The 24,371-nt window shown below is 37.2% G+C and carries 28 protein-coding genes; 2 read left to right on the forward strand and 26 right to left on the reverse strand.

Annotated elements, in window-relative coordinates; translation table 11 throughout:
* Positions 1-32 precede the first annotated feature (32 nt).
* The 12 genes from ccsB to F4V44_RS09900 form a co-directional block, all read right to left on the reverse strand.
* Complete coding sequence (gene ccsB, locus F4V44_RS09845) at positions 33-1,220, reverse strand: c-type cytochrome biogenesis protein CcsB (RefSeq protein ID WP_150439817.1); 1,188 nt, start codon at positions 1,218-1,220, stop codon at positions 33-35.
* A 12-nt stretch (positions 1,221-1,232) separates the two neighbouring features.
* Complete coding sequence (resB, locus tag F4V44_RS09850; RefSeq protein ID WP_150439818.1) at positions 1,233-2,858, reverse strand: cytochrome c biogenesis protein ResB; 1,626 nt, start codon at positions 2,856-2,858, stop codon at positions 1,233-1,235.
* A 19-nt stretch (positions 2,859-2,877) separates the two neighbouring features.
* Positions 2,878-3,402 (reverse strand): thiol-disulfide oxidoreductase ResA, encoded by a 525-nt coding sequence (gene resA / locus F4V44_RS09855; RefSeq protein ID WP_150439819.1) that lies wholly within the window; start codon positions 3,400-3,402, stop codon positions 2,878-2,880.
* 146 nt (positions 3,403-3,548) lie between these two features.
* Positions 3,549-4,271 carry a 23S rRNA pseudouridine(2605) synthase RluB gene (gene rluB / locus F4V44_RS09860; protein ID WP_150439820.1) on the reverse strand — a complete coding sequence of 241 codons (723 nt, stop codon included), beginning with the start codon at positions 4,269-4,271 and terminating at the stop codon, positions 3,549-3,551.
* A 191-nt stretch (positions 4,272-4,462) separates the two neighbouring features.
* The gene (locus tag F4V44_RS09865) at positions 4,463-4,990 is read right to left on the reverse strand and encodes a spore maturation protein (RefSeq protein ID WP_150440111.1); all 528 of its coding nucleotides are present in this window, start codon (positions 4,988-4,990) and stop codon (positions 4,463-4,465) included.
* A 6-nt stretch (positions 4,991-4,996) separates the two neighbouring features.
* Positions 4,997-5,590: a nucleoside recognition domain-containing protein gene (locus tag F4V44_RS09870; protein WP_150439821.1), complete on the reverse strand. Its 594-nt coding sequence runs from the start codon at positions 5,588-5,590 to the stop codon at positions 4,997-4,999.
* Positions 5,583-6,734 (reverse strand): D-alanyl-D-alanine carboxypeptidase family protein, encoded by a 1,152-nt coding sequence (locus tag F4V44_RS09875; protein WP_317978316.1) that lies wholly within the window; start codon positions 6,732-6,734, stop codon positions 5,583-5,585. Before F4V44_RS09875 ends, F4V44_RS09870 begins: the two co-directional genes overlap by 8 nt.
* Positions 6,735-6,965: 231 nt before the next feature.
* Positions 6,966-7,859, reverse strand: coding sequence for a superoxide dismutase (locus F4V44_RS09880; protein ID WP_150439822.1), 894 nt, complete (start codon positions 7,857-7,859; stop codon positions 6,966-6,968).
* A 132-nt stretch (positions 7,860-7,991) separates the two neighbouring features.
* A complete protein-coding gene (locus F4V44_RS09885) occupies positions 7,992-8,480 on the reverse strand; it encodes a YpuI family protein (protein WP_150439823.1) in 489 nt (162 codons plus the stop codon).
* Between the two features lie 27 nt (positions 8,481-8,507).
* Positions 8,508-8,921, reverse strand: coding sequence for a hypothetical protein (locus F4V44_RS09890; RefSeq protein ID WP_150439824.1), 414 nt, complete (start codon positions 8,919-8,921; stop codon positions 8,508-8,510).
* 118 nt (positions 8,922-9,039) lie between these two features.
* A complete protein-coding gene (scpB, locus tag F4V44_RS09895) occupies positions 9,040-9,627 on the reverse strand; it encodes an SMC-Scp complex subunit ScpB (RefSeq protein ID WP_150439825.1) in 588 nt (195 codons plus the stop codon).
* Complete coding sequence (locus tag F4V44_RS09900; protein ID WP_150439826.1) at positions 9,614-10,384, reverse strand: segregation/condensation protein A; 771 nt, start codon at positions 10,382-10,384, stop codon at positions 9,614-9,616. The genes scpB and F4V44_RS09900 overlap by 14 nt, the downstream gene beginning before the upstream one ends.
* 404 nt (positions 10,385-10,788) lie before the next feature.
* On the opposite strand from F4V44_RS09900, the gene F4V44_RS09905 reads away from it, so the two are divergent.
* Positions 10,789-11,316 (forward strand): DUF309 domain-containing protein, encoded by a 528-nt coding sequence (locus F4V44_RS09905; protein ID WP_150439827.1) that lies wholly within the window; start codon positions 10,789-10,791, stop codon positions 11,314-11,316.
* A 21-nt stretch (positions 11,317-11,337) separates the two neighbouring features.
* Here the strand turns inward: F4V44_RS09905 and F4V44_RS09910 are convergent, their stop codons facing one another.
* The gene (locus F4V44_RS09910) at positions 11,338-11,682 is read right to left on the reverse strand and encodes a GNAT family N-acetyltransferase (protein WP_150439828.1); all 345 of its coding nucleotides are present in this window, start codon (positions 11,680-11,682) and stop codon (positions 11,338-11,340) included.
* 405 nt (positions 11,683-12,087) lie between these two features.
* Here F4V44_RS09910 and F4V44_RS09915 point away from each other — a divergent pair, with 405 nt between their 5' ends.
* Positions 12,088-12,957, forward strand: coding sequence for a DUF1002 domain-containing protein (locus F4V44_RS09915; protein ID WP_150439829.1), 870 nt, complete (start codon positions 12,088-12,090; stop codon positions 12,955-12,957).
* 22 nt (positions 12,958-12,979) lie between these two features.
* Here the strand turns inward: F4V44_RS09915 and lysA are convergent, their stop codons facing one another.
* From lysA to fur, 13 genes are all read right to left on the reverse strand, one after another.
* On the reverse strand, positions 12,980-14,308 hold the full coding sequence (gene lysA, locus F4V44_RS09920; protein ID WP_150439830.1) for a diaminopimelate decarboxylase: 1,329 nt from the start codon (positions 14,306-14,308) through the stop codon (positions 12,980-12,982).
* A gap of 188 nt (positions 14,309-14,496) precedes the next feature.
* Complete coding sequence (locus tag F4V44_RS09925) at positions 14,497-15,975, reverse strand: spore germination protein (RefSeq protein WP_191090633.1); 1,479 nt, start codon at positions 15,973-15,975, stop codon at positions 14,497-14,499.
* Complete coding sequence (locus F4V44_RS09930; RefSeq protein WP_150439832.1) at positions 15,938-16,540, reverse strand: stage V sporulation protein AE; 603 nt, start codon at positions 16,538-16,540, stop codon at positions 15,938-15,940. The genes F4V44_RS09925 and F4V44_RS09930 overlap by 38 nt, the downstream gene beginning before the upstream one ends.
* 33 nt (positions 16,541-16,573) lie before the next feature.
* A complete protein-coding gene (locus F4V44_RS09935; protein WP_150439833.1) occupies positions 16,574-16,996 on the reverse strand; it encodes a stage V sporulation protein AB in 423 nt (140 codons plus the stop codon).
* Positions 16,986-17,606: a stage V sporulation protein AA gene (locus F4V44_RS09940; protein WP_150439834.1), complete on the reverse strand. Its 621-nt coding sequence runs from the start codon at positions 17,604-17,606 to the stop codon at positions 16,986-16,988. Before F4V44_RS09940 ends, F4V44_RS09935 begins: the two co-directional genes overlap by 11 nt.
* Positions 17,607-17,888: 282 nt before the next feature.
* A complete protein-coding gene (sigF, locus tag F4V44_RS09945; RefSeq protein WP_150439835.1) occupies positions 17,889-18,647 on the reverse strand; it encodes an RNA polymerase sporulation sigma factor SigF in 759 nt (252 codons plus the stop codon).
* Positions 18,648-18,659: 12 nt separating this feature from the next.
* Positions 18,660-19,100, reverse strand: coding sequence for an anti-sigma F factor (spoIIAB, locus tag F4V44_RS09950; RefSeq protein WP_150439836.1), 441 nt, complete (start codon positions 19,098-19,100; stop codon positions 18,660-18,662).
* 2 nt (positions 19,101-19,102) lie between these two features.
* The gene (gene spoIIAA / locus F4V44_RS09955; RefSeq protein ID WP_150439837.1) at positions 19,103-19,453 is read right to left on the reverse strand and encodes an anti-sigma F factor antagonist; all 351 of its coding nucleotides are present in this window, start codon (positions 19,451-19,453) and stop codon (positions 19,103-19,105) included.
* Between the two features lie 172 nt (positions 19,454-19,625).
* Positions 19,626-20,789, reverse strand: coding sequence for a D-alanyl-D-alanine carboxypeptidase family protein (locus F4V44_RS09960; protein ID WP_150439838.1), 1,164 nt, complete (start codon positions 20,787-20,789; stop codon positions 19,626-19,628).
* Between the two features lie 135 nt (positions 20,790-20,924).
* Positions 20,925-22,118, reverse strand: a complete 1,194-nt coding sequence (gene deoB / locus F4V44_RS09965; RefSeq protein ID WP_150439839.1) for a phosphopentomutase — start codon at positions 22,116-22,118, stop codon at positions 20,925-20,927.
* A 158-nt stretch (positions 22,119-22,276) separates the two neighbouring features.
* Complete coding sequence (gene xerD / locus F4V44_RS09970; protein ID WP_150439840.1) at positions 22,277-23,170, reverse strand: site-specific tyrosine recombinase XerD; 894 nt, start codon at positions 23,168-23,170, stop codon at positions 22,277-22,279.
* A gap of 7 nt (positions 23,171-23,177) precedes the next feature.
* Entirely contained in the window at positions 23,178-23,405 is a 228-nt protein-coding gene (locus F4V44_RS09975) for a YqzK family protein (protein ID WP_150439841.1), read from the reverse strand.
* 414 nt (positions 23,406-23,819) lie between these two features.
* Entirely contained in the window at positions 23,820-24,278 is a 459-nt protein-coding gene (fur, locus tag F4V44_RS09980) for a ferric iron uptake transcriptional regulator (protein ID WP_150439842.1), read from the reverse strand.
* Between the last annotated feature and the right edge of the window lie 93 nt (positions 24,279-24,371).

The following is a 24,371-nucleotide window of genomic DNA, read 5'->3' on the forward strand; positions in this document are numbered from 1 at the left end:
TAAAAAGTGAGGCAAAAATAAAATAATATTCATCATGAACCCGCATACGAGTGTAAACCAACAATAACTAAATTAACCGCAACAAGGTTAAACATAATAATAACAAATCCAATAACAGCTAACCAAGCAGATTTTTCACCATGCCAGCCTTTTGACAGCCTTAGGTGTAAAAAGGCTGCATAGAAAAGCCAAGTAATCAGTGCCCAAACTTCTTTTGGATCCCAGCCCCAAAAGCGTGTCCATGCAATTTGTGCCCAAATCATGGCAAAGATTAAAGCACCTAACGTAAAAATAGGGAATCCAATTAAGACAGACCGATAGCTGATTTCGTCAACAAGATCTGACTGAATATTTTTTACTAGCGGCTTCAAAAGCTCACCGATACGTTTTCTGGCTATCAATCTGATGAGACCATATAATACTAGTCCGGCAGCCACTGACCAAATAACCGTATTAAGTTTTTTCGCATCAATAATGGCAGGCATATATAACATTGGCTCAAAATTTTCTTTTGTCAGAAGTTCTCCCTCATGAGGTCCAACCAGCGCCGGCATGGTATATTCAACTTCTGCTTCTGCACCACCCTTATCAACCCAATTGAATCCTGCCTTATAATCCATAACAGAAAAGGCAGTTGTTACTGTAATGAATCCTATTGTACATATTAACCCAAACATAACTATTTCAAGCCAAAATGTACTTTTGCTCCGTTTCGCTTGATTCACATGTTTAACAAGATAAATTAACCCGGCCGCAAAACTAATCGCCAAGATTGCTTCACCTAGAGCTGCGGTTGTCACGTGAATATGAAGCCAATCACTCTGTAAAGAAGGGATTAAGGGTGTAATATTTCTATTAAACATACTTGCATATGCAATAACCAGGATTCCAATTGGTAATGTAAACAAACCCAATAGCGGAGTTTTATAAATAAAAAATATCACGATGAAAGCACCGATAATAGCCATACCAAAAAAGGTTGTAAACTCAAACAAATTACTAACAGGAGCATGTCCCGAAGCAATCCAGCGCGTAATGAAATATCCCAGCTGCGCTGCAAAACCAATAACGGTAATAATTATTCCTAATTTCGCCCAACGATTTAAACCCTTCTTGCCTCGAAGACTTCGCTTATCCCTAATCGCCCCTCCAAAAAAAACGAGTGCAACTAAATAGAGAACGAAAGCTGTATATAATAAATTACTACTTAGGTTTACCAACCTATTTCCCCCTTATCCGTCCTTTTCTTTATCTAGTTGATCAATAGGCTCTGAAATACCAGTTCCCTCTAAAATTGCTGCTATTTCCTTTTTAAGTCCATGCCAATTTTTATTTGTATGTCCAGCTAACCATATCTCTCCATCTACTTTTCGAATCCAAATCCGACGATGGTTCCAATAGGAACCCTGTGCTACTCCAATCATAAAAATGGCACCGCCTAGAGCAAGGATCCAAAGTGTTAAGTCCTTTCTAATAGTCAATCCTGTTACATTTTTCGTTTCAACACCCTTAAAGGTCATTTTATATTGATTATCCCCAAAAGGCTCAATGTTTTGACGAATCGCTACGAAGCTAACTTCACCTTCTGGTTTATCAGGTGTAACCATTTTAAACACAAAACCTGGGTTATTTGGAATACTTGACTTTGTCGATGGTTCTCCCTCTTCATTAAATTGAAAATCTGGGAAATAGCTTAGCATTTCAACATAATAATCTTCGGAAAGTTTATATTTCTCTTCAGGATGCAATAAATCAACCGTCATCGTTCCATATTCTTCATTTGTAGCTTTATTCGTTAATGCAAACGTCATTTTATCTAATTGATTAAGCTTATATTCAGACTGATAGACAGCAAATTTTTCAAATTTCAACGGTTCGTTTACACGAATCTTATCATCTTTTACTTTTTCAAGCTCAGGTGTTTCGCCTGGAATCGAATCACCCTTCTTTTTATATAGGATTACATTTGATTGATAATTTTTCGGAACCATACCTGTCTGTTCAAGTGCAGCATCAAATACTTCCCCATCCTTTTTAGGATCGTATACTTCAAGGACAAACTTCTCATTTTCCAAATAATACTCGCCTTTTGTTTCCGGAATCACCTTTGTCTCTCCTTCACGGAGCCAAAGTACTTTATCTACATACATTCCCGGTACGAAACGAAGCATTCCACCAACTAAAAAGATGATTAGTCCAATATGGTTTACATACGGGCCCCATCTGGAAAAGCGGCCTTTTTCAGCAAGAATATTTCCATCTTCTTCTCTTACTCGATAACGCTTTGCTTGTAATTTTTGTTTAATATGATTAAATGTGTCGTCATGAACAGCTGCATTCGATTTACCAAATAAACGCTGGCGTTTTAAAAAGCCTTCATGTCTTGTTACGTTTTGCTTTTTTAATGCACGGTAAAGAGGTACAACACGGTCTAATGAGCAAATCACAAGGGAAACCCCTATAGAAGCAATTAATAATAAATACCACCACGAACTGTATAAATTATGAAATCCCAGTTCATAATATAATTGTCCTATTGTTCCATATTGATCCTTATAATACTCAGAAGCTGGTATCGTTGGAGGAATATACATTTCTTGCGGAAAAATTGTTCCTAACGCTGAAGCAATCAATGTAACAACAATTAAAGTTACGCCAACTTTAACGGATGAGAAAAAATTCCATATCTTATCAATAATTGTTTTATTATAAGTCTGTGAGCGGCGAGCACTGCCCTCATACCTCATGTCTAATAGCTGCTGGTCTGGCTCCAATTCATTTAATACTTTTCCGCACGCCTCACACAGTAATGTTCCGTGCGGATTGACGTGCCCACAATCACACTTTACCTCTTTCATCTATTAAAACTCCCCATGTTCAAGGTTGTATTTGTTTCATAAAATCATGTACCATTGCTTCAGTTAATTGTCCAGTATGAGATTTCACTACTTTACCTTCTTTGTCAATTAGGAAGGTAATTGGTAATGGATTAATTCCATATGCTGTTTGAACATCATTTGTTTTATCAATGACAGTAGGAAAAGTTAAATTATGACGTTTCATAAATTGATTAACAGCAAATTCTGTTTCCCCCACATTAACAGCCAGCACCTCAACACCTTGATTTTTAAATTGCTTGTACTGATTGTCAATATAAGGAAATTCCTCTTCGCAAGGCTTACAGTAGGTTCCCCAAAAGTTCAAAAATACTCCCTGACCTTCATAGTCTGACAGCCGATGTGTTTTTCCATTAAGGTCAACAAGTTCAAAGTCAGGAGCTTTTTCACCAATTTCTACTTTCTGAACCTTATCCTTTGTAGCGTTTGCATATAATGAATATCCGACAGCCACTACCAACAAGGACAGTATAATCGTTCTCATCCATAAGCGCCGTTTCTTCATTTTATCCCCCCTCCCCTTGCAACGTCATAAGACAAGAAACACAAACAATTTACTAGCATAATATCAGAAAATTTTGTAGTTTGACACTATTATACCATTTTCAGCATATCTATGTTATTTTTGCAAGAAAAACAGTGATGACACTTCTATGAATTTTCTGCCATCACACGAAGTTGCTTTACTTCATGCGCTGTCAGTTCTCTTGCTTCCCCAGCTTTCAAACCATGGAGTGTCAAAAATGCGTACCTTTCGCGGCGCAGCTTCATAACTGGACACCCTATTGCCTCAAACATTCTGCGCACCTGTCTGTTTCTTCCCTCATGAATGGTTAACTGAATAATTGAAGTTCCCTTTCGTTTATCAAGTGAAAGCATTTTAGCTCGTGCAGGTGCTGTTTTACCATCTTCGAGCACAATTCCCTTTTCTAAACTTCTTAACTGTTCTTTTGATGGAATTCCTTTAATCTTTGCGATATACTCTTTTTCGATTTCATTCCTTGGATGCATCAATAGATTGGCAAATTCACCATCATTCGTTAGCAGCAATAAACCTGATGTATCGTAATCAAGTCTGCCCACAGGATAAATCCGTTGTTTGATTTCAGGGAAGTAATCAGTAACCGCTTTTCTTCCCTTTTCATCTTGAACACTGGAAATAACTCCGCGAGGCTTATAAAAAAGAAAATAAACCGGCTCTTCCTTTTCCACCGGAATACCCTCAACTTCAATACGGTCCGTTGCAGATACTTTTATTCCCAGCTCTTTTACCACTTTTCCATTCACCTTTACTTTGCCATCGAGAATCATTTCTTCTGCTTTTCTTCTCGATGCAAAACCAGCATGAGCTATTACTTTTTGCAGTCTTTCCATTTAGTCACCTCTATTTGTATAACTTCCATCATTTTTCAAATCTTTCATCTTGAATTATGCCACAATATATTATTTTTTCAAAATAAAAGTGATAAATCGTTCAGTCATTTAGAAAAGCGCTGAATCTAGACCACTATTAACATAAAAAAACACAGACGCTAAATTTAGTATAATTTAGCGTCTGTGTTTTTTTAAAATACTAGAACAACTACGACAATAGCTGCAATGATTCCGACTAAATCAGCAAGAAGTCCAACTTTTAAAGCATCGCCCATTTTTTTTATCCCAACTGCTCCAAAATAAACAGTTAACACATAAAAGGTTGTATCGGTACTTCCCTGCAAAACAGCTGCCAATCGGCCTACAAACGAATCCGGTCCGTGCGCCGCAATAAGATCACTTGTCATCCCAAGCGCAGCATTCCCCGAAATAGGACGGATAAGTGCAAGAGGTGCAATTTCCGCCGGAACACCGATAGCTTCTAAAAACGGCCGTACTAAATTCATAAAGTAATCGAGTGCTCCTGAAGCCCGGAAAATGGATATCGCTACAAGCATTCCTACCAAAAACGGAATAATTGAAAATGCAATTTTAATCCCCTCTTTCCCGCCTTCAACAAAACTTTCATAGGTTGGCACTCGTTTAAATGTCCCATATAAAAGGATAAATCCTATCAATATAGGAATAAACCATAAGGATATTATAGACACTATCTCCATCATTCATCATCCTTTTCGCTTCCGGGATCTTCGATAATAGAACCAGCGGTCAATCAAAATAGCTCCCACAGCTGAGAAGCATGTCGCTAAAAGGGTTGGTCCGACAATATCTGTAGGAGAAGAAGCATTATAATTCATGCGAATAGCAATCACTGTAGTTGGAATTAACGTGATACTCGAGGTATTAACGGCAAGAAAGGTAACCATTGATCGGCTTGCTTCATTTTTGCCTCCATTTAATTCTTTCAATTCCTCCATAGCTTTAATTCCAAGCGGTGTTGCTGCATTACCTAGCCCAAATAAATTAGCCATCATATTCGATAGAATATATCCCATTGCCGGATGATCTTTAGGCACTTCTGGAAATATTTTGTTTACAATTGGGCGAAATAGCAGTGCTAACTTTGTAAGCAGTCCTGCCTCTTCAGCAATTCTCATAATGCCAAGCCAGAAAACCAATACACTGATTAACCCTATGCAAAGCGTAACAGCTTCTGATGCTCCTTTAAAAATAGCTTCATTTACTTCTTCCATCGTTCCATTTACCATAGCAAATACAATTCCAATCAATGTTAATAAAATCCATATGATATTAACCATCTGTTTTCACACCGATTTGAATGAGAAATAGTTTACGGACAGAATCAAAAAATGATTGCTTATCTTTAGTCTTTGAGTATTTATAGTAAAGATGTACTTCTTCTACAGGTTTATGATCAAAATAGATGATGGCTTTGCCGACTATATCTGGTACGCTCTCCTTCTCACGCCACTCTTTTTTTGGTTTTTGAAGCTTATATTCAATTTTAAAACGATCACGCTCCTCTTCAGTCACAGGATAGAAAATATCCGTTTTAACATATACCTTCTTTTTATAAAAGGAATCATCTATTCCTTTTACGAATCCTTCTTTCAACACTTTTACTAGCTCATAATGCTTAAAACCGTGCTCATACATATTAATATGGTCATTCCAATCATCCGGTCCATTTAATGTTACTGCAATGAGATCAAGCCCTTCCTTAGTTGCAGTTGTTACAAGTGTTCTTTTTGCTCTTTTTGTATAACCTGTCTTTCCTCCTGTTGTATATTCATATAATTCGGTAAGGAGACGATTCTTGTTTTTCCACACCCTGTCCCAATTTTCTGTTGGATTTGGAGCTCGATGCACCTTTGTTCCCGAAATCTTTTTATATGTATCATTCATCATTGCATATCTCGTTAACAAAGCCATATCATAAGCGGTTGAGTAATGATTTTCATGATCATCAAGTCCATGGGGATTAGCAAAATGAGTGTTTTCCATTCCAATTTCAGCAGCCTTTTGATTCATTAAATACACGAAGCCATCCAGACTCCCGCCAACATGTTCAGCAATAGCCACTGCTGAATCATTTCCAGACCGCAGCATTAGACCATAAACGAGATTCTCGAGCTTAATCTTTTCTCCAGGCTTTAAGTAAATAGAAGAGCCTTCTGCCCTCACTGCCTTTTCACTAACCGTAACAGTTTCATTTAACTTTCCAGATTCAATAGCTAAAATGGCTGTCATAATTTTTGTAATACTGGCAATTCGTCTAACTTGATGAGCCTTTTTTTCATATAAAACCCTTCCTGACTGTTGTTCCATTAAAACAGCGCTTGAAGCACTAGCATAAGCAGAGGCCTCGGCTCTAAAGGGAAAATACAGTGAGAAGGTTGAGGTGACAAGGGTCAAAATGATTACGATTTTTAACATTTTCATACCACAATCCCTCTTCTCCTTAATCGTTAGTACAAGTCTATGCAAGGCAAGTCCCTTTATATGACAAAAAAGAGCCCAAACATGTTTTGACGGCGGTTCCGCTTTCTATGTCTAGCTACACCGCCTAGGGACTCGGGTCTTAATCTGTCTCGAAGTGAAGGTTAAAGAACAACCTTCACTTCGAGCCATCTTAAGCCTGTCGTCCCCGGGCAAGGCGGTTCCGCTTTCTAGTTAATAAGGCTTCCATTTTAGCTCCTTTGCTTTTGTGAAGCGCTCTTCAACATTTTTCCAGCTTACAATACTCCACCAGTTATCAACGTAATTTGCTTTGTTGTTTTTATACTGCAGATAATAGGCATGCTCCCACACATCTAAGACAAGAAGCGGAATCGTATCCCACTGCGTTAAGAGCATATGTCTTTCCGATTGTAGAATTTCTAAATGTCTGGATCTTGGGGACCATACTAAAAGTGCCCAACCCACTCCCTCCACTTGTTTTGCAGCCTCACTAAAATGCTTTTTAAATGCATCAAAACTCCCAAAATACTTTTCAATCTCCTTCAATAATGCCCCCTTTGGTTTTCCTCCCCCTTTTGGACTCATATTGTGCCAAAAAATAGTATGGAGATAATGTCCTGATCCATGAAAAGCCAACTCTCTTGACCAATGTTTCACAAGGGAAAAATCACCGTTTTTCCTCGCCTTTTCAAGATTTTTCTCCGCTTTATTTAATCCATCGATATATGATTGGTGATGTTTTGTATGGTGTAACTGCATAATTTCTTCAGAAATAGAGGGTTGAAGCGCATCATATGTGTACGGCAGAGGAGGAAGAGTATGGCTTCCAATTTCTACAAAAGGTTCATTCATATAGACCGTACCAAGCTCCTGACGATTGACAAAATATTGTTCCATTTCACGATGAAGGACTTCCGCTTCACTTTGTATTCTCTCGAGCTCCTCTTGACTCAAATCCTTTTGAGAAATGTCTCCCATAATATCAGTAAATTTATCTAATCGACTCCAAATTTCAGCATGTCTTTCTACCTGCTCTGTTTCTAAAAATTGTTTTAAATCGCCATTCCATTTCATCACATTTTTAATATAATCATTGAATTGCCCCACAACCATCCCCCATTTCCTTTTAATCTGGTCCGTGACTATCCTATGAAATTGAAAGGAAATTATTGCTGTTTTTTTACCATTAGTCTAAATAGAAATGAAAAAAACCACCCTAGGGATGGTTTTCCATTCGATTTATTTTGATTGAATCATTTTTGTTCGATAGTCTGTTTCGTAATATTCCAACTCTTCACGGATCTTTTGAAATGGTCCTTCTAATTTTCTAAACAATTCTTTTACACTTAAAGGTGTTTCCTCTCTAAACTTTATCGAGTTTTTCCCGGTATAGGCAGAACGACTTTCCTCAAACCATGCATCACTTTTCGGGGAAAAAAACTCTTCGATGCATTGGTGATAAACCCGATAAAGAGTTTTTTCTGCAGCTGCTTTAGCAAATGGTTCATTTTTAACAATGATTCCGCAAACCTCTAAACACTCTTCACAAAAAACAAGAAGTTTACGTATATTAGAAAGAATCATTTTATAGTATTCTATATTTCCTTCTTTTTCCTGGATAAGCCCACTCAACGTAGCTTCGTTTAAAAAAGATTCAAACTCAATAATTGCTGCTTCAAGAAATTTCTTCACGTCTCTCATTTGTGACTGTACAAGAGTATTTCCCAATGGATTCACCTCTATAAATGACTTTCATTATTGCCTTATAAAATCCGAGTGGGACCGAAAAACACTTGATTTCTTATCCTCTAATTCCTGAAATAAACTCATTAGTTTGTCAATGTCCAGTCCTTCAAAGCATGAGGAGAATTCTGTCGGCTCCTTTATATATACCCGCTTCCGATTTCGATATTCAGGATGTTTAATGAAACAAGCCAATGCTGCCATGTCCTTTAACTCAATATCCCTCGTTCCCACTCTAAAAATTGGATTTTGTTGAAATGGTGTATACTCTTGAAGATTTTCTTCAAAATAGCGAAGATATAGAACATGAAACACCCGCTCTTTACCGTTTTCTTCTATCAATAATTCGCTTCGATTAAAAAAATCCTCTGAGGTATTGGGTTTCTCCTTTTGCAATTCATATCCACTACTGCTTTTGATGAGCAAGTAACCACTCCTCCCGATCTTTCATATTCGAAAGATATTTTATGTAATAAAATAAATAATGAGAAAATAATTAATTTTTATTCATTTTACCATATATCCACAAAAATGGTTTAAAAAATCAAACATTAAAATGATCTTCAAATCGCTCAAAGAACAAATCGGCTTCCTCCTGTACATTTACATCATCTACTTTCTCCGGAAGCGGCGGAAGCTCTTCAATACTTTTCAAACCGAAATAATCAAGAAATTCCTTTGTCGTCCCATATAAATAGGCTCTACCGGCTCCTTCTGCTCTCCCTACCTCTTTGATTAAAGCTTTTGCAGAAAGCGTTTGAAGAGGTCTGTCTGTTTTTACACCACGAATCTCTTCAATTTCAATTCTTGTAATAGGCTGTTTATAAGCAATAATGGCTAATGTTTCAAGAGCAGCCTGTGACAATGCTGTTGTGTGAGGGGACTCAACGAGTTTTTTTAAGTAAATAGAGTGTTCTTTCTTTGTTGCCAATTGATAGGTTCCTGCCAGTTCAACAAGCATAATACCCCGATTTGTATTCTCACTGTATTCAGTAATCAATTCCTGTAACACCTGATTAGCCAAGACTTCATCCATTTCAAGAACTTGGGCTATTTGCTTTAATGTAAGTCCTTCGTCACCAGCAGCAAACAGCAAGCTTTCAATGATTCCTTTCCAATTAATTAACTCCATCGTTGCCTTCTCCTTTCATTGCTGTAACAAAGATATCATCGAAGTTTTTTTCCTGCTCAACAAAGATTTCATTTAATTTCATTAACTCTAAAACTGCTAGAAAAGTCACCACTATATGTTCTTTATTTGGTATCGTAAATAAATCATCAAATCGTTTTCGACCTTTTGTGTTCTTTAAATCCCTTATTATTTCCTTCATTCTTTGTTCAATTGGTATCTCTTGGCGAGCTATTTTCGTTAGTAACGGTTTTTGCAGTTTTTTTCGTCGTAAAAGCTTTTGCAGGGCTCCAAGCATATCATATAAGGAGACATTTAATTCAGGCTTTTTTTCAATTTCAATATCCTTTGCGTACTCAGTTAAATCACTAGGAGGCTTTGTAAACATCAATCCCCGCTCTTGTTCTAGTGTTTTTAATTCATCAGCCACTTCCTTATACTTTCTATACTCAAGCAGACGTTCTACCAATTCTTCGCGCGGATCATCATCCATTTCCACCTCTAATTCATCATCTATGCCAGTTGGATTATGGTTAGGAAGCAGCATTTTACTTTTAATCTCTAATAATGTCGCCGCCATGACTAAGAACTCACTAGCCACATCCAGCTTCAATTCTTTCATTGTATGAATAAATATTAAATATTGCTCTGTGATTTTCGCTACAGGGATATCATATATATCAATTTCAAGGTGATTGATAAGATGCAGAAGTAAATCAAGAGGTCCTTCAAATGCATCAATTTTCACATTATATTGCATATGTTCCACCAATACTTTTCATTATTATTATTTTCTAAATGTTGAAAAGCAAATGCTTTCACAATCATTAAACTAATCATCTTCACTCTGCTACTAAATTAGTATAGAGGATACATAAAATGAATCCAATAGTAAATTTGGTAAACAGAATCAATAAAACCTATGTTACACTTACACTTTAAGCTTTGTTTATTAACATTGTTGATTTTTGACTCATCTAAAGCTGTATGGTAATGAAGTGACAGAAGAAAATTCATTTTCTCCTGTCACTTCATTACCATACAGCAACCTTTCAGCACAGCTGAAAGGCGTGAGAAATGAACATTTCTCACGGATGAGTCAAAAATCTAACTGATTAACATGATTCGTTAATATAGCCAAACTATAAAGGGGGGCAGGGGTAAATGACATTTCCACTGGAATATATTGATTTTTTAGTACATTTCCATGGCGATCGCGACTATTTTGAATGCCATGAACTACTAGAAGAATATTGGAAGGAAGTTGACATCAGAAATAAGGAGTCTGTGTGGGTCGGACTTATCCAGCTGGCTGTAGCTAATTATCATCATAGACGAGGTAATTTTAACGGAGCTCTAAGAACGCTAAAGAAAGCTTTACGAATTATCTCTTCAAATGAGGAGCTTATCCAAAAACTTGGACTCAATCCTCTCACTCTCGTTGACCAAATAAAGGAGCGTAAAGCCGCCATCGAAGAAAGACATGACTATCAAAGTATGAACCTTCCTATCCAATCTAGTGAGTTATTGGAACAATGCAAAGCACGTAGCAAAGAGTTATCTATGACATGGCTGTTGGAAAGCGACTTAACTAATACTCAAATTGTGCACCGTCATAAAGAAAGAGATCGTACAACTGTCATTGAAGAGCGCAATAAAGCCAAGCAAAAAAAAACAAATAGAAGGCAGTGAGCATATGCCACTACCTTCTATTTAAATACATTTATGAAAAAAATCCTTCGTTTCTTCATTCGCCTCAATATGCTTATCCGGATATAACTCCTTTAAAGCCCTCACCATATTTTTTCCAATCCCCTGACTGCGGTGTGATGGATTAACAGAGATATGATGAATAATGATTGTGGCTTCGTCCATCCAAATGCCGCCGAGAAGACCAATAATATCTTCGTCTTCCTTCCATAAAAACAAGCGCCAATTCTCGTCTGATTCATATTGCCTAATTGTCAGCTGGAGTTTTTTTATATCTTTTTCATTAGGCATAAAGGACAATAAGCCCATAGCAATTTTTTCAAAAGTTTTTTTATAACGAATTAGCATGATTAATCCCTCATTAATAAAACATTAAATCTAGTTTTACCATTTCAAAAGATTTTTAAACTACTTTAACCGGTGCGATTGGAATACCTAATTATTTTATACTATAATATCATACATAATTTAACTTCATCTTTCAATCACTAATCGTCTTAGAAGTATTAAGTTTCTATTAAAAATGCCTAATTGTATATCCGTTTCAACAATAAGAAGTTTTTTGCTGAGGTGAATAAATTTAAGCTATTGCTTTTCTTTCATTAAAAAGTTTCGTATGATTGTGTTGCATTAACTTAATTCGGTTATCCTACAAATAAGCATTTTTCTTAAAACACAGAAGTGAACTGTTTGCCCAAAAATCTCGGCTAATATATAGTAGGATAACCTTGAACAAAACAAGGAGAAGATATCATGAAAAACTTTAAAGTTGCGATTCTACTAATTTTATCATTGCTTATTTTTCCGTTTCGCGGATTTGCTGATGTTGCAGTAGGTGATATGATTATCACACTTGGGGAAAATTTATCAGAAGAACAAAAGAATATGCTTCTATCAGAAATGAATGCACCGGATCAGGCACAAATTATTACTGTTTCTAACGCAGAGGAACATCAGTATTTAGGAAATTATGTGTCTAAATCACTAATTGGAACAAGGGCTATCTCGTCCTCGGCTATTACCATAGCCGAAAAAAACTCAGGCCTAGAGGTAGAAACAAATAATATTAACTGGGTAACAGATGAAATGTATATAAATGCCCTCATTACTGCAGGAGTTAAAGATGCGAAAATATATATAACAGCTCCCTTCGAGGTATCTGGAACAGCTGCATTAACAGGCCTTATTAAAGCCTATGAAGTATCAGCAGAAAAGGCAATTCCAGAAGATGTAAAGCAGGCCGCAAATGAAGAAATGGTCAAATCCGCTAAGCTAGGTGATGAAATCGGAACTGAAAATGCATCTGCATTAATCACAAAAATCAAAGAAGAAATGGCCAATAATCCGCCTAAAACGGAGGCAGATTTACGAACAATCATTGAAAATGCAGCTAAGGAGCTGGGTATTACATTAACCGATGCGCAATTTCAAAGCCTGCTTGATCTCTTTAACAAGCTAAAGGAATTAAATATTGACTGGAATCAGGTAGGAGATCAATTGACAGCGGCCAAAGATAAACTCACCAATTATCTCGAAAGTGAAGAAGGGCAAGGATTTCTTGAAAGTCTAAAACAATTTTTCATTAATATAATTGATGCCATTAAAGCTATTTTCTCAAAATAATAAAAAATAAAAGCTAAGCATCTTACAGATGCTTAGCTTTTATTTTTTCGTTTAAAGAAAGATCAAGCCTCACTAGATCTTCGTATGTTTCCCTTTTTACAACTAATTCAGCCTTCCCATTTTCCACAAAAACAACAGGCGGCCTTGGAATTCGGTTATAATTGTTTGCCATCGAATATCCATAAGCTCCAGTACAGAATACAGCTAATATATCTTGTTCATCTGTTTCTGGCAATGGCAAATCCCATATCAACATATCGCCTGATTCACAGCATTTACCAGCAATTGAAACAACCTCTGTCGGCTTTTCAAGCGGTTTATTTGCCAAGACTGCTTCATATTTCGCCTGATAAAGTGCTGGTCTAATATTATCAGTCATTCCTCCATCTACTGCTAAATACTTACGTACATTTGGCACTTCTTTTCTTGAACCAATTTTATATAATGTGATTCCAGCATCCCCAACCAATGATCTACCAGGCTCGATTCCGATTTCCGGTACACTCAATGCATATAACTCTGCCTGCTTTTTCACTTCAGCAATAATTTCAACTACATAGTCCGCAGCAGCTTTTGGGTCATCTTCACTTGTATAGCGGATACCGAAGCCACCGCCAAGATTTAATATAGCCGGTTCAAAGGAGAAATTTGTTTTCCATTCATTCATCTTCTCAAAGATTTTCTGTACAGCAACTATAAACCCTGTCGTTTCAAATATTTGTGAACCAATATGACAGTGAATTCCAGCTGCAACTAACCAAGAGGATTGTAATACTTTACGTAAAGCTTCTTCAGTTTGTCCATTTTGAAGGCCGAAACCAAATTTTGAATCTTCCTGTCCAGTTAATATATAATCATGAGTATGTGCTTCAATCCCAGGAGTTATCCTTAACACAACATCCATTTGTTGCTTCTTTTCAGCACAAATTTCTTCTAGCATATCTAACTCGTAAAAATTATCAACCACAATATAGCCAATTTTATATTCCAAGGCCATTTCTAATTCTTCTCTGCTTTTATTATTGCCATGAAAATGAACGCGTTCCATTGGAAAATCAGCGGCTGCTGCTGTAAATAATTCTCCTCCAGATACAACGTCTAATGACAAACCTTCTTCTTCGGCTAATTGAACCATCGCTACTGTTGAAAAAGCTTTACTTGCAAATGAAACCTGCGCTTTGACTTCATTATTAACAAATGCTTCCCGAAAGCTTCTAGCTCTTTGTCTGATTAATGCCACATCGTAAACATAAACCGGGGTTCCAAATTCCTTCACCAGTTCAATTGTATCAACGCCGCCTATTTCTAAATGTCCTTTATCATTTACTGCAGTGGTTCCATAATAGTACATAACCGTCCCTCGTTCCTATAACTTAACTGTATCAATAATTGTGTTTTTATCTACATTTCACACTATTTTAAAAAATACTTTATCATAACATAGTTTAAATCGCAATAAGTTAAATAATCCAAATAATATTAATAATACTTGTCCATTTCATATTAAAAACAGAAAACAGAAGCAGGCATGCTTCTGTTCTACTGGCGCGGCTGTCTAATTCGGTTTTGCGTTTTAATAATACTTGGTCTGATTTGTGAACCAGGTATAGCACGCCGGATTAATATTTGTAAAAACGCCTTTGGATGAAAAGGTAAAAGCGGCCACAAATATGGAGTATTAAAGGACCTAATTCTAGATAATAAAATAATGTAGACTGTGACGCCAACTACTAAACCAAGGGTATGAAAAATCGCAACCAAAACAAGCATGAAGAGTCGTGCAAGTTTATTTGCGATGCTAAGTTCATAGCTTGGTGTGGCAAAATTCCCTATAGCAACTACTGCTATATATAAAATAACTTCTGGGACAAACAGTCCGACATCGATGGCAATCTGCCCAATTAAGACAGCTGCAACTAAACCCATGGCATTTGACAAGGCGGTTGGTGTATGTATGGCAGCCATCCGTAAAAATTCAATTCCTATATCAGCTAGAAAGATTTGCACAACCACTGGAATATTCGTTAACTCATTAGGGCCAATAAATGAAACTTTATTAGGTAAAAGATGAGGTTCCATAATAAATAAGAACCATATAGGCAGTAGAAAAAGGGATGAAGCAATCCCTAAAAACCTTACCCAGCGTACAAATGTCCCCACACCAGGAGATTGGCGATATTCTTCGGCATGCTGCATATGATGAAAAATGGTTGTCGGTGTAATAATAACACTGGGCGAGGTATCCACATAAATAATGACATGCCCCTCCAAGAGATGTGTTGCCGCAACATCCGCACGCTCGGTATATCGGACAAGCGGATATGGATTATACCCTTGTTTTAACAGAAACTCCTCAACGGTTTTATCTGCCATTGTCAAGCCATCAACCTTAATTGCCTGGAGTTCCTTTCTAATGATTTCAACCAGATTTTGATCGGCAATTCCATCAATATAGCCGATGGCAATATCTGTTTTGCCTCTTTCACCGATTCGCATAATTTCGAACCGCAAGCGCTCATCTCGTATTCTTCTTCTTGTTAAAGCGGTATTAATAATAATATTTTCTACAAAGCCGTCCCGAGACCCGCGAACTACTTTTTCGGTATCTGGCTCCGTTGGATTACGCCCTGGATAGCTGCGCACATCAACCACAAGTCCTTCTCCTGCTCCGTCTACAACAACACAAATTAAGCCTGATAGAACCTGGTCTACTAATTCATCCATTGTCTTAATAGGTGAAACAGACTGATGAACAAGTCTATTTTCAACAATATTGAAAAGATTTGTTGAAAGCTTCTCATTGTCATTAATTTTTATCAACTGCTCAGTAATTTCAATAATAAAACTAGTATCACATAAACCATTTACATAATAAAAGTGAACATCCTTTCGTAATATCTTTAATTTTCTTACCCCTAAATCAAAGCTTTTCCCAAGCCCGACTCGTTCCTTCATATATTCTTCAATTTCCCGTACAGATTCAGGAATCGGTTTTTTGTCTTTTGTTTCTGCCTCCATCATAACCACTCCTTTCCAGTATGAGTTCAACTGCTTTTCGAGTAATCGGAGATCCCTTTTCAAAATGATCCTTTCCGGCCATTTTTCCAATATCTCCTATCCCGACAATAAGAGGTACATTTAATTCATCGAGACAATAAACAGTATCTCCGTAAAGTTTCCCCACTTCCAATTCTTGTATTCCATATTTATCAACTCCATTGGCTGTTATTTCACCATCACGATCAATGCATACATCAACCTTCGTCCACTCTTCATGCCTAGGATTTGAAGCAACCGCAATAATTCCAAGAATCTCGATATCCTCATGGGCAGCAACATACCTCAATGCCTTTTCGCCAGCACCCTCACCAATAAAACCGCTGTCGTCAAACATCACAAGGACTGGGTCATATACCACTTTTTTGATTTGTTTTACAATAGTAGAACCATCCAATCTTGATGGATTTCCATTAGAAACAGAAAGACATCGGCCGCCAATTTCCTTTGCTACAATTTCAAGTGACTTACGAGCATACTTATCTCCATCCGTTATTAAAATGACTCGCCTTTTTGCACCTTCCATGTTTTGATGTCCTTTCGGGTAAAAGTGTCTATGCTATTGATCAACAAAATAAATCCAATGAAATAAAGAACCTAAAATTTTCCCAAATACAAGCGCCATCAATAATATAGCAATTTTATCGTCAACACCTATTCTTTTCGCCAAGATAGGCCAGACGTTAAGTACTTCTGTTAATGCACCTGCCATCATACCTACAAAGATGCCGCCTGCTAAACCAAAAATAATTAATACAAAAGGAAAAAAGTGAAAATGCGGATTTTGTAATACCGCCACTGTACCTGCAACCGCGCCTATTACTACACTCCATTCATACCATTGAATCAACTTCATCGTTTTTGTTAATTGTGTCAGTCTCGGGATAATGCCAAGAACAGTTAAAAAAGCAACATATCCGGCACCTACCGATAATCCCCCTGCAAAGCCAAGAAAAATAATAAATAATGGTTTAATGATCATGGAGCTTTTTCATACTTTCCTTATTTTCATGCATAATGACATATTGATCTAAATCCTGTTGATAATTAAACATCTCAACTTCAAGGGGACTAGGTTCCTCGTTAAGTCTTTTCTTAAAGACATGATTAAAGAATATGATCATCCCCAAACCTAATCCAATCGAGTAGGGGATTTGAAATAAAAGCGGCTTTTCATTATCTTGGCCTGTAATCATTTTATAAAGTTTTTGGTGAACATTCTGCATGCTTACATCTTCATGAAAGTTCATAATCGTTAACATAGAACCAAAAAATAATAAAAACCATGTTAGAGTAAATAAAATAATAGATGCTTTCTTTTTCTTATAGACTACCTCTACAATGGTTTGTGATGGACCTAATACTTGAACTTCAATGGATGAATCATATTTGGCTATCGCAGCAATCACCCTCATCACGTCAATAATGATAATATTTCGGTCTTGATCAGATATGCTGTATACAAGGAGTTGATTTAACTGCTTTTGCAGCACATCTTCGGCAATGATTTGTGTAATATCCTCCAAATATATCTTCTCATTAGGCCGAGCAAATACGCGGTTACGAAGCCGAATATAAATCGTTTTTTCCAACACACTCACATCCCACACAACTATTTCCTTTCTCATTAGTATTTCTTACAAATTAATCCTCATGAACTCCAATAAATGGTATATGAGAAATAGATTTTTAACTCATCCGTGTGAAATATACATTTCACACGCCGTTCAGCTTAGCTGAACGGTTGCGGAAGTAGAAATGAAAAGGCAGGAGAAAACGAGTTTTCTCCTGCCTTTTCATTTCTACTTCCGCTTAGATGTGTCAAAAATCTATTTCTCAACACAGTTTTCACGTTCTAAAGAGACCGTATGGAGCTAAATATCCATACGGTCTTTCATTTGCTGCAGTATTTTCTTTTCCAACCTGGATACTTGTACCTGTGAAATCCCAAGTCTTACCGCGACTTCAGATTGAGTTTGATCCTTATAATATCGTAAATAAACGATTAATCGTTCGCGGTCTTCAAGTTCTCGAATAGCTTCCTTAAGAGCAATTTTATCAAACCATTTCCCTTCATTACCATCATCAATTTGATCAAGCAATGTAATAGGATCACCGTCGTTCTCATACACAGTTTCGTGAATGGAGGAGGGCGTACGACTTGCTTCTTGGGCCATAATAATATCTTCTGTTGGTATGGATAAATACTCTGATATCTCATTTACCGTCGGTACTCGACCAAATGTTTTTGATAATTCATCCTTTGCCTTGCGAATTTTATTTCCCATTTCCTTCAATGATCGACTGACTTTAACAGTACCGTCATCACGAATAAAACGCTGAATTTCCCCAATAATCATAGGGACAGCATAGGTTGAAAATTTAACATCATACGATAAATCAAATTTATCTACTGATTTCAACAAACCAATACAACCAATTTGAAAGAGATCATCCGGTTCATAACCCCGATTTAAAAAGCGTTGAACAACAGACCAGACAAGGCGCATATTTTTCTGCACAATCATATCCCTTGCACTCTGGTCACCGTCCTGACTTTTTTTGATCAACGCTTTGACTTCATGGTCTTTTAAATAAGGTTGATTTTTTTCTGATTTAACCTCCACATCCATCGGCAAGACTCCTTAATTACAAAGCATTTTGCTTGTTGATAAATGCTTCCTTAATCGGATCTCGGTACCTTTACCTGGCTGCGATTTAACTGTGATGTCATCCATAAAATTCTCCATAATCGTAAACCCCATTCCAGACCTTTCTAATTCAGGCTTTGTTGTAAAAAGGGGCTGGCGAGCCTCTTCTACATCCGGTATTCCTATGCCTTCATCTTTAATACTTAACTCAACATATCCATCTTCTAGTGAAACAGAGATATAAACAATTCCATTTGAATCACTTTCATAGCCATGAATAATGGCATTTGTAACCGCTTCTGAAACAACTGTTTTGATTTCAGTCAATTCATCCATCGTTGGATCCAGTTGCGCAACAAAAGAGGCTACTGTTACACGGGCAAATGATTCATTCTGGCTAAGTGCACTAAATTGCAACTGCATCATATTTTTCATTTTCAAGCAACCCCCAATCTTTGCAAAGCATTTTCTTCTGTAGGCTCAAGACGAATAATTTTAAATAAGCCTGACATATCAAATAATCTTTGAACAGACGGGGAGATTGCACAAACAACCATCTCGCCATGCAGCTGTTTTATTTGTTTATAACGTCCCAGTATAACCCCCAGACCAGAGCTATCCATAAAGGATAAATGTTCTAAATTTAAAATGATATGGCGGATACCATGAGTTTCTATTGCATTCACCGCTTGCTTTCGAAGTTCATCTGCTGAATGGTGATCCAGTTCTCCGGACAATCGGATACATAAGACGTCTTGTTTCACTTCTAAATCAATGTTCAGACTCACTACTCGTTAGCCTCCTTATATAAGTGCTATTTCCTAGTGAGTCATTTCGATATGTCCTTCTTTATTTCCTTCACCTAAACAAAACTAGTGTCTATTCGCTAAAAAAAGTTATCATCTATTATCTTTTCGACAATCCGCCATTTAAGCATGATTGTTTGTGAAGCTGGCCGCATTACTCACTCCTTGTAAATATGCCTAAAGAACGTTTAAATAAGTCCCACCAGCTTGCTTCATCAATATTTTCTTTAGCCAAAAGCGGACTCTTGACCAATGTTTCGCCGTTTTTCTTTATTGTCAGTGTACCGATTTGATCGCCTTTTTTAATCGGGGCTTTTAAATCCTTTTTTAAGGTTACCTTTTGCTTTACATCCTCAATCGTTTCACCTTTTTTTGTTAATAATGAAATAGACTCACTTGTTACCATTTCTACTTTCTTCTTTTGTCCTTTACTAACCTTGGCCGCTCCCATTACATGGTTTCTTTCAAATATCGGATGTGTTTTATATTGATTAAAAGCATAATCAAGCATTTTTGTAACTTGTGCATTGCGTTCTTTAGAGGTAGGGGCACCAAACACAACAGCAATGACCCGCATTCCGTCCTTTTCAGCTGTAGCTGTTAAACAATACATGGCTTCTCTTGTAAAACCTGTCTTTAACCCATCTACACCAGGGTAAAATCGAACCAATTTATTTGTATTAACAAGCCAAAATTTTTTATCCGTATTTTCACGCAAATATGCTTCATAAGTGCCTGTGAATTTTGTGATATCTTCATACTTTAATAATTCTTTTGACATGATTGCCATATCGTAGGCAGTACTATAATGATCCTCTACCGGCAGACCTGTAGTATTCTTAAACTTTGTATCTTTTAACCCAAGTTCTTTTGCTTTTTTATTCATCATGTCTACAAATGCATCTTCTGAACCAGCAATTCGTTCTGCCATTGCAACAGATGCATCATTCCCAGAGCCGATGGCGATTCCCTTTAACATCTCTTGTACAGTCATTTCCTCGCCTGGCTCTAAAAAGATTTGCGAACCGCCCATTGATGCAGCATATTCACTCGCACGAACTTTTTCATTCATGGTGAGCTTACCTTCATCGAGCGCTTCCATAATCAGCAGCATGGTCATAACCTTCGTCATACTAGCGGGCGGTAATTGCTCATTACTATTTTTCTCGTATAAAACTTTGCCTGTATCACGCTCTATTAAGATAGCTGACTTTACGTTTTCTGCTAATTGAACACTCTTTTCTTCTGCCGAAGCAAATGGTACAGCAATTGCTATTAACAGCATAAATGCAAGCAAAATAGAAACAAGTCGTTTCATCACAAAACCCTCCATTCTTTCTATAAATTTCATTTTTTCCATAAAAACCAAATTTATACAGAAGGTGTAAAATGATGGAAAAGTTTTTTGCCAAAACATAAAAAAGCACAAAGGAAGTACTTCCTTTGTGCTTTTTTATTTGATTAGATCCTGATAAAAGCTTTTTCCGAATTGAGGCATGCTGACAGAGAAGTTTTCCGCAATGGTTGCACCAATATCTGCAAAGGTCTCTCGTAACGGAAGCTCTTCTCCCCCTTTCATTTCCTTATTGTAAACAAGAAGCGGAACATATTCTCGGGTATGGTCTGTTCCTTCGTGAGTTGGATCATTGCCATGATCAGCTGTAATAATCAGCAAATCGTCCTCACGCATGTTTTCAAACACTTCCGGGAGGCGATGGTCAAATTCTTCAAGTGCCTTCCCATATCCAATTGGATCTCGTCGATGTCCATAGAGAGCATCAAAATCGACGAGGTTAACAAAACTCAACCCTGTAAAATCCATCTTGAAGGATTGCAGAAGTTTATCCATTCCGTCCATATTTGAAACCGTGCGAAAATGCTCGGTTACCCCTTCGCCATCATATATATCATTTATTTTTCCAATCGCAATAACGTCAAGACCTGCATCCTTTAATTCATTCATTACCGTCCGGCCAAACGGCTTTAATGCATAGTCGTGACGGTTTGCTGTTCTTTGAAACTCTCCAGGCTTTCCTACAAACGGCCGGGCAATAATACGGCCAACCATATATTTTTCATCAAGAGTCAACTCGCGAGCAATTTTGCAGATTTGATATAATTCTTCAAGCGGGATAATTTCTTCATGCGCAGCAATTTGCAGGACAGAGTCTGCTGATGTATAAACAATCATTGCTCCCGACTTCATATGCTCTTCGCCAAGCTCTACAAGTATTTCTGTTCCACTTGCAGGCTTGTTTCCTATGATTTTTCTCCCTGTCTTCTCCTCAAGCTCTGAAATTAATTCTGGTGGAAATCCGTTTGGAAAAACGCGAAATGGTGTATCAATATTGAGACCCATAATTTCCCAGTGACCTGTCATCGTATCTTTTCCACTTGAGGCTTCCTTCATTTTTGTATAAAAGGCAAGCGGAGCTTCTGCCTTATTCATTCCTTGTATTTCTTCAATAGACCCGAGGCCGAGCTTTTCCATATTTGGCATTTTCAATCCGTTCATTTTCTCAGCAATATGCCCTAATGTATGTGAGCCCTTATCACCAAATTGTTCCGCATCCGGTGCCTCGCCTATTCCCACTGAATCCATTACAATTAAAAAGATTCGCTTAAATTTATATGAAGCCGTATTCATTCTTTTAATTAACCTCCCTAAACGTATCAGCGGCTATTTTGCCTTTTTTATAGCCATTTCCTTTTTAAGCTACCCTTTTTGGGCAGCAATAAATCGTTAAAAGAAAAACTGCCAGTATCTTTGGCAGCTTTTTAATCTTATATAAATCTCTCAGTCTATTAAGCGCGTGGATGGAACTGACTATAAACGTCCTTTAGCCTCGTTTTAGTTACATGTGTATAGATTTGCGTAGTGGAAATATCGGCATGCCCGAGCATTTCTTGAACTGCGCGAATATCCGCCCCATTTTCTAATAAATGAGTGGCAAAGGAATGTCTTAACGTATGAGGTGTCAATTCTTTCTCTATACCTGCTTCACGAACAATCTTTTTTAATATTTTCCAAAACCCCTGCCGCGTCAATTGCCTGCCATGATGATTTAAAAACAGGGCATTATCCTGTTGTTTTTTTGAAATGAAATGACTTCTGCCTTTATCAATGTATCGTTCAAGAGCATGAACTGCTGTTTTCCCAATTGGAATAATTCGTTCCTTATTCCCCTTTCCTATGCAACGGACAAATCCCATCGTTAAATGTACATCTTCCATCTGTAATCGAATTAATTCGCTGACACGAATCCCCGTTGCGTATAGTAATTCTAGCATCGCCTTATCCCTTAATCCGTAATGATCACTTGTCTTTGGGGTATCAAGCAGTATTTCGACTTCCTCCAAGCTTAAGACTTTTGGAAGCGAACGTTCTAATTGTGGTGTCTCAATATGAACAGAAGGATCGTGAACACTTGCTTTTTCTCGAAGTAAAAATTGATGAAAGGCCCTAATAGAAGCAATATGTCTAGCCAGAGTTCTTGATGATTTTCCCTGCTCCTTCAAATGCCCTAAAAAGTGGACAATATGAATGCGCTGCACATCATTAAAACTGTCAAGCTGTTCTACTTTTTTAAGGTACTGCGTGTAACTCTTTAAATCTCGTTCATATGAAACAATCGTATTTTGTGCCAGACCTTTTTCTACAATTAAAAAATGGGTAAAATCTCTTATTTGATCATCCATTTACACATTACTCCCCATTTAGATAAAACAAAATTAACCGATCAAACCAGCTAGAATTGTAATTATCTTCTACAGTTGTTACCTTAATAGCAGAACCTTTAGGCTCATCATAACGATGGTACTCTGCATATTCCTCATTTAACCACATAATAGCATAATAAAAAAGGATTGTGCATCCTGTAAACAAGACAAATACCTTCAATGTTTGAAACAACAGTTTAAACCAAGTTTTCATCTTCTTCCTCCAACATAACTTATGTAAATAAGAAAAGTGCAAGTGTCTGATCAGCCTCAGGCATAGCATAAGACAAGCCGGCATGAAGGTTGTTCTTTAACCTTCTTGGCTGATTGACCGAAATGTATAGGCGACTTGCTTAGGGACGACCGGCATAAGACAAGCGCTGACAGAAGGCGTTCTTTGCCTTCCGAAGTGATTGGCTTATGTCCCGAGTCCCTAGGAGCCGACACTAGACAGGCTAGACCCAAGAGGGGCTAGGCGCTGGAGCTAGACAACTAGATCATTTCGTTTTTACTAAATATTCATATTCATACATATGCCATGTTGGACAAGTTTTATACATCATTTGTTCCAATCCTTGAAAAAAAAACAAAACCTCTTCTATTTGCCGGAATAGAAAAGGTTTTGTTTTTATTTATGTTTTGGTTGTTTTTTCCCCTGACAACGATAACAAATTCCGTGAAACGTGAGGCGATGATCTTTAATCTTAAATTTCCAATCACGTTCAACTAATTCCTCTACATCGTCCAATAAATCTTGTTGAATTTCATCAACCGTACCACATTCAATACATACAAGGTGATGATGAAAATGCGCTGCTCCCTCTGTACGAAGATCGTAACGAGAAACACCATCGCCAAAGTTAATTTTATCGACTATTTTTAACTCTGTTAGTAATTCTAACGTACGATAAACAGTTGCTAAACCGATCTCAGGCGACTTTTCTTTTACTAGGAGGTAAACATCTTCAGCACTTAAATGGTCTTCCTCATGCTCCAATAAAACACAAACGGTCGCTTCACGTTGTGGTGTTAATTTATAGCTTGATGAGTGCAACTGCTTCTTAATTCTTTCTATTCTAGTTTCCATATCGAAGTTCCCTCCTCGCCACGTTCATTCTCATTATAGCAGATGAAGTGATGGAGTCAAACTAAAATGATTATAATCTATATTTAGAAATAA

The sequence above is a fragment of the Niallia endozanthoxylica genome (assembly GCF_008710145.1).
Classification (GTDB): domain Bacteria; phylum Bacillota; class Bacilli; order Bacillales; family Cytobacillaceae; genus Bacillus_BD; species Bacillus_BD endozanthoxylica.

What these genes read in the sequence shown, in the direction of transcription:
- resB (WP_150439818.1), bottom strand. Translation starts at nt 2,858, where the DNA reads ATGAAAGAGGTAAAGTGTGATTGTGGGCACGTCAATCCGCACGGAACA.
- resA (WP_150439819.1), bottom strand. Translation starts at nt 3,402, where the DNA reads ATGAAGAAACGGCGCTTATGGATGAGAACGATTATACTGTCCTTGTTG.
- rluB (WP_150439820.1), bottom strand. Translation starts at nt 4,271, where the DNA reads ATGGAAAGACTGCAAAAAGTAATAGCTCATGCTGGTTTTGCATCGAGA.
- F4V44_RS09865 (WP_150440111.1), bottom strand. Translation starts at nt 4,990, where the DNA reads ATGGAGATAGTGTCTATAATATCCTTATGGTTTATTCCTATATTGATA.
- F4V44_RS09870 (WP_150439821.1), bottom strand. Translation starts at nt 5,590, where the DNA reads ATGGTTAATATCATATGGATTTTATTAACATTGATTGGAATTGTATTT.
- F4V44_RS09875 (WP_317978316.1), bottom strand. Translation starts at nt 6,734, where the DNA reads ATGAAAATGTTAAAAATCGTAATCATTTTGACCCTTGTCACCTCAACC.
- scpB (WP_150439825.1), bottom strand. Translation starts at nt 9,627, where the DNA reads ATGGAGTTAATTAATTGGAAAGGAATCATTGAAAGCTTGCTGTTTGCT.
- F4V44_RS09900 (WP_150439826.1), bottom strand. Translation starts at nt 10,384, where the DNA reads ATGCAATATAATGTGAAAATTGATGCATTTGAAGGACCTCTTGATTTA.
- F4V44_RS09905 (WP_150439827.1), top strand. Translation starts at nt 10,789, where the DNA reads ATGACATTTCCACTGGAATATATTGATTTTTTAGTACATTTCCATGGC.
- F4V44_RS09910 (WP_150439828.1), bottom strand. Translation starts at nt 11,682, where the DNA reads ATGCTAATTCGTTATAAAAAAACTTTTGAAAAAATTGCTATGGGCTTA.
- F4V44_RS09915 (WP_150439829.1), top strand. Translation starts at nt 12,088, where the DNA reads ATGAAAAACTTTAAAGTTGCGATTCTACTAATTTTATCATTGCTTATT.
- lysA (WP_150439830.1), bottom strand. Translation starts at nt 14,308, where the DNA reads ATGTACTATTATGGAACCACTGCAGTAAATGATAAAGGACATTTAGAA.
- F4V44_RS09925 (WP_191090633.1), bottom strand. Translation starts at nt 15,975, where the DNA reads ATGGAGGCAGAAACAAAAGACAAAAAACCGATTCCTGAATCTGTACGG.
- F4V44_RS09930 (WP_150439832.1), bottom strand. Translation starts at nt 16,540, where the DNA reads ATGGAAGGTGCAAAAAGGCGAGTCATTTTAATAACGGATGGAGATAAG.
- F4V44_RS09935 (WP_150439833.1), bottom strand. Translation starts at nt 16,996, where the DNA reads ATGATCATTAAACCATTATTTATTATTTTTCTTGGCTTTGCAGGGGGA.
- sigF (WP_150439835.1), bottom strand. Translation starts at nt 18,647, where the DNA reads ATGGATGTGGAGGTTAAATCAGAAAAAAATCAACCTTATTTAAAAGAC.
- spoIIAB (WP_150439836.1), bottom strand. Translation starts at nt 19,100, where the DNA reads ATGAAAAATATGATGCAGTTGCAATTTAGTGCACTTAGCCAGAATGAA.
- F4V44_RS09960 (WP_150439838.1), bottom strand. Translation starts at nt 20,789, where the DNA reads ATGAAACGACTTGTTTCTATTTTGCTTGCATTTATGCTGTTAATAGCA.
- deoB (WP_150439839.1), bottom strand. Translation starts at nt 22,118, where the DNA reads ATGAATACGGCTTCATATAAATTTAAGCGAATCTTTTTAATTGTAATG.
- xerD (WP_150439840.1), bottom strand. Translation starts at nt 23,170, where the DNA reads ATGGATGATCAAATAAGAGATTTTACCCATTTTTTAATTGTAGAAAAA.
- F4V44_RS09975 (WP_150439841.1), bottom strand. Translation starts at nt 23,405, where the DNA reads ATGAAAACTTGGTTTAAACTGTTGTTTCAAACATTGAAGGTATTTGTC.
- fur (WP_150439842.1), bottom strand. Translation starts at nt 24,278, where the DNA reads ATGGAAACTAGAATAGAAAGAATTAAGAAGCAGTTGCACTCATCAAGC.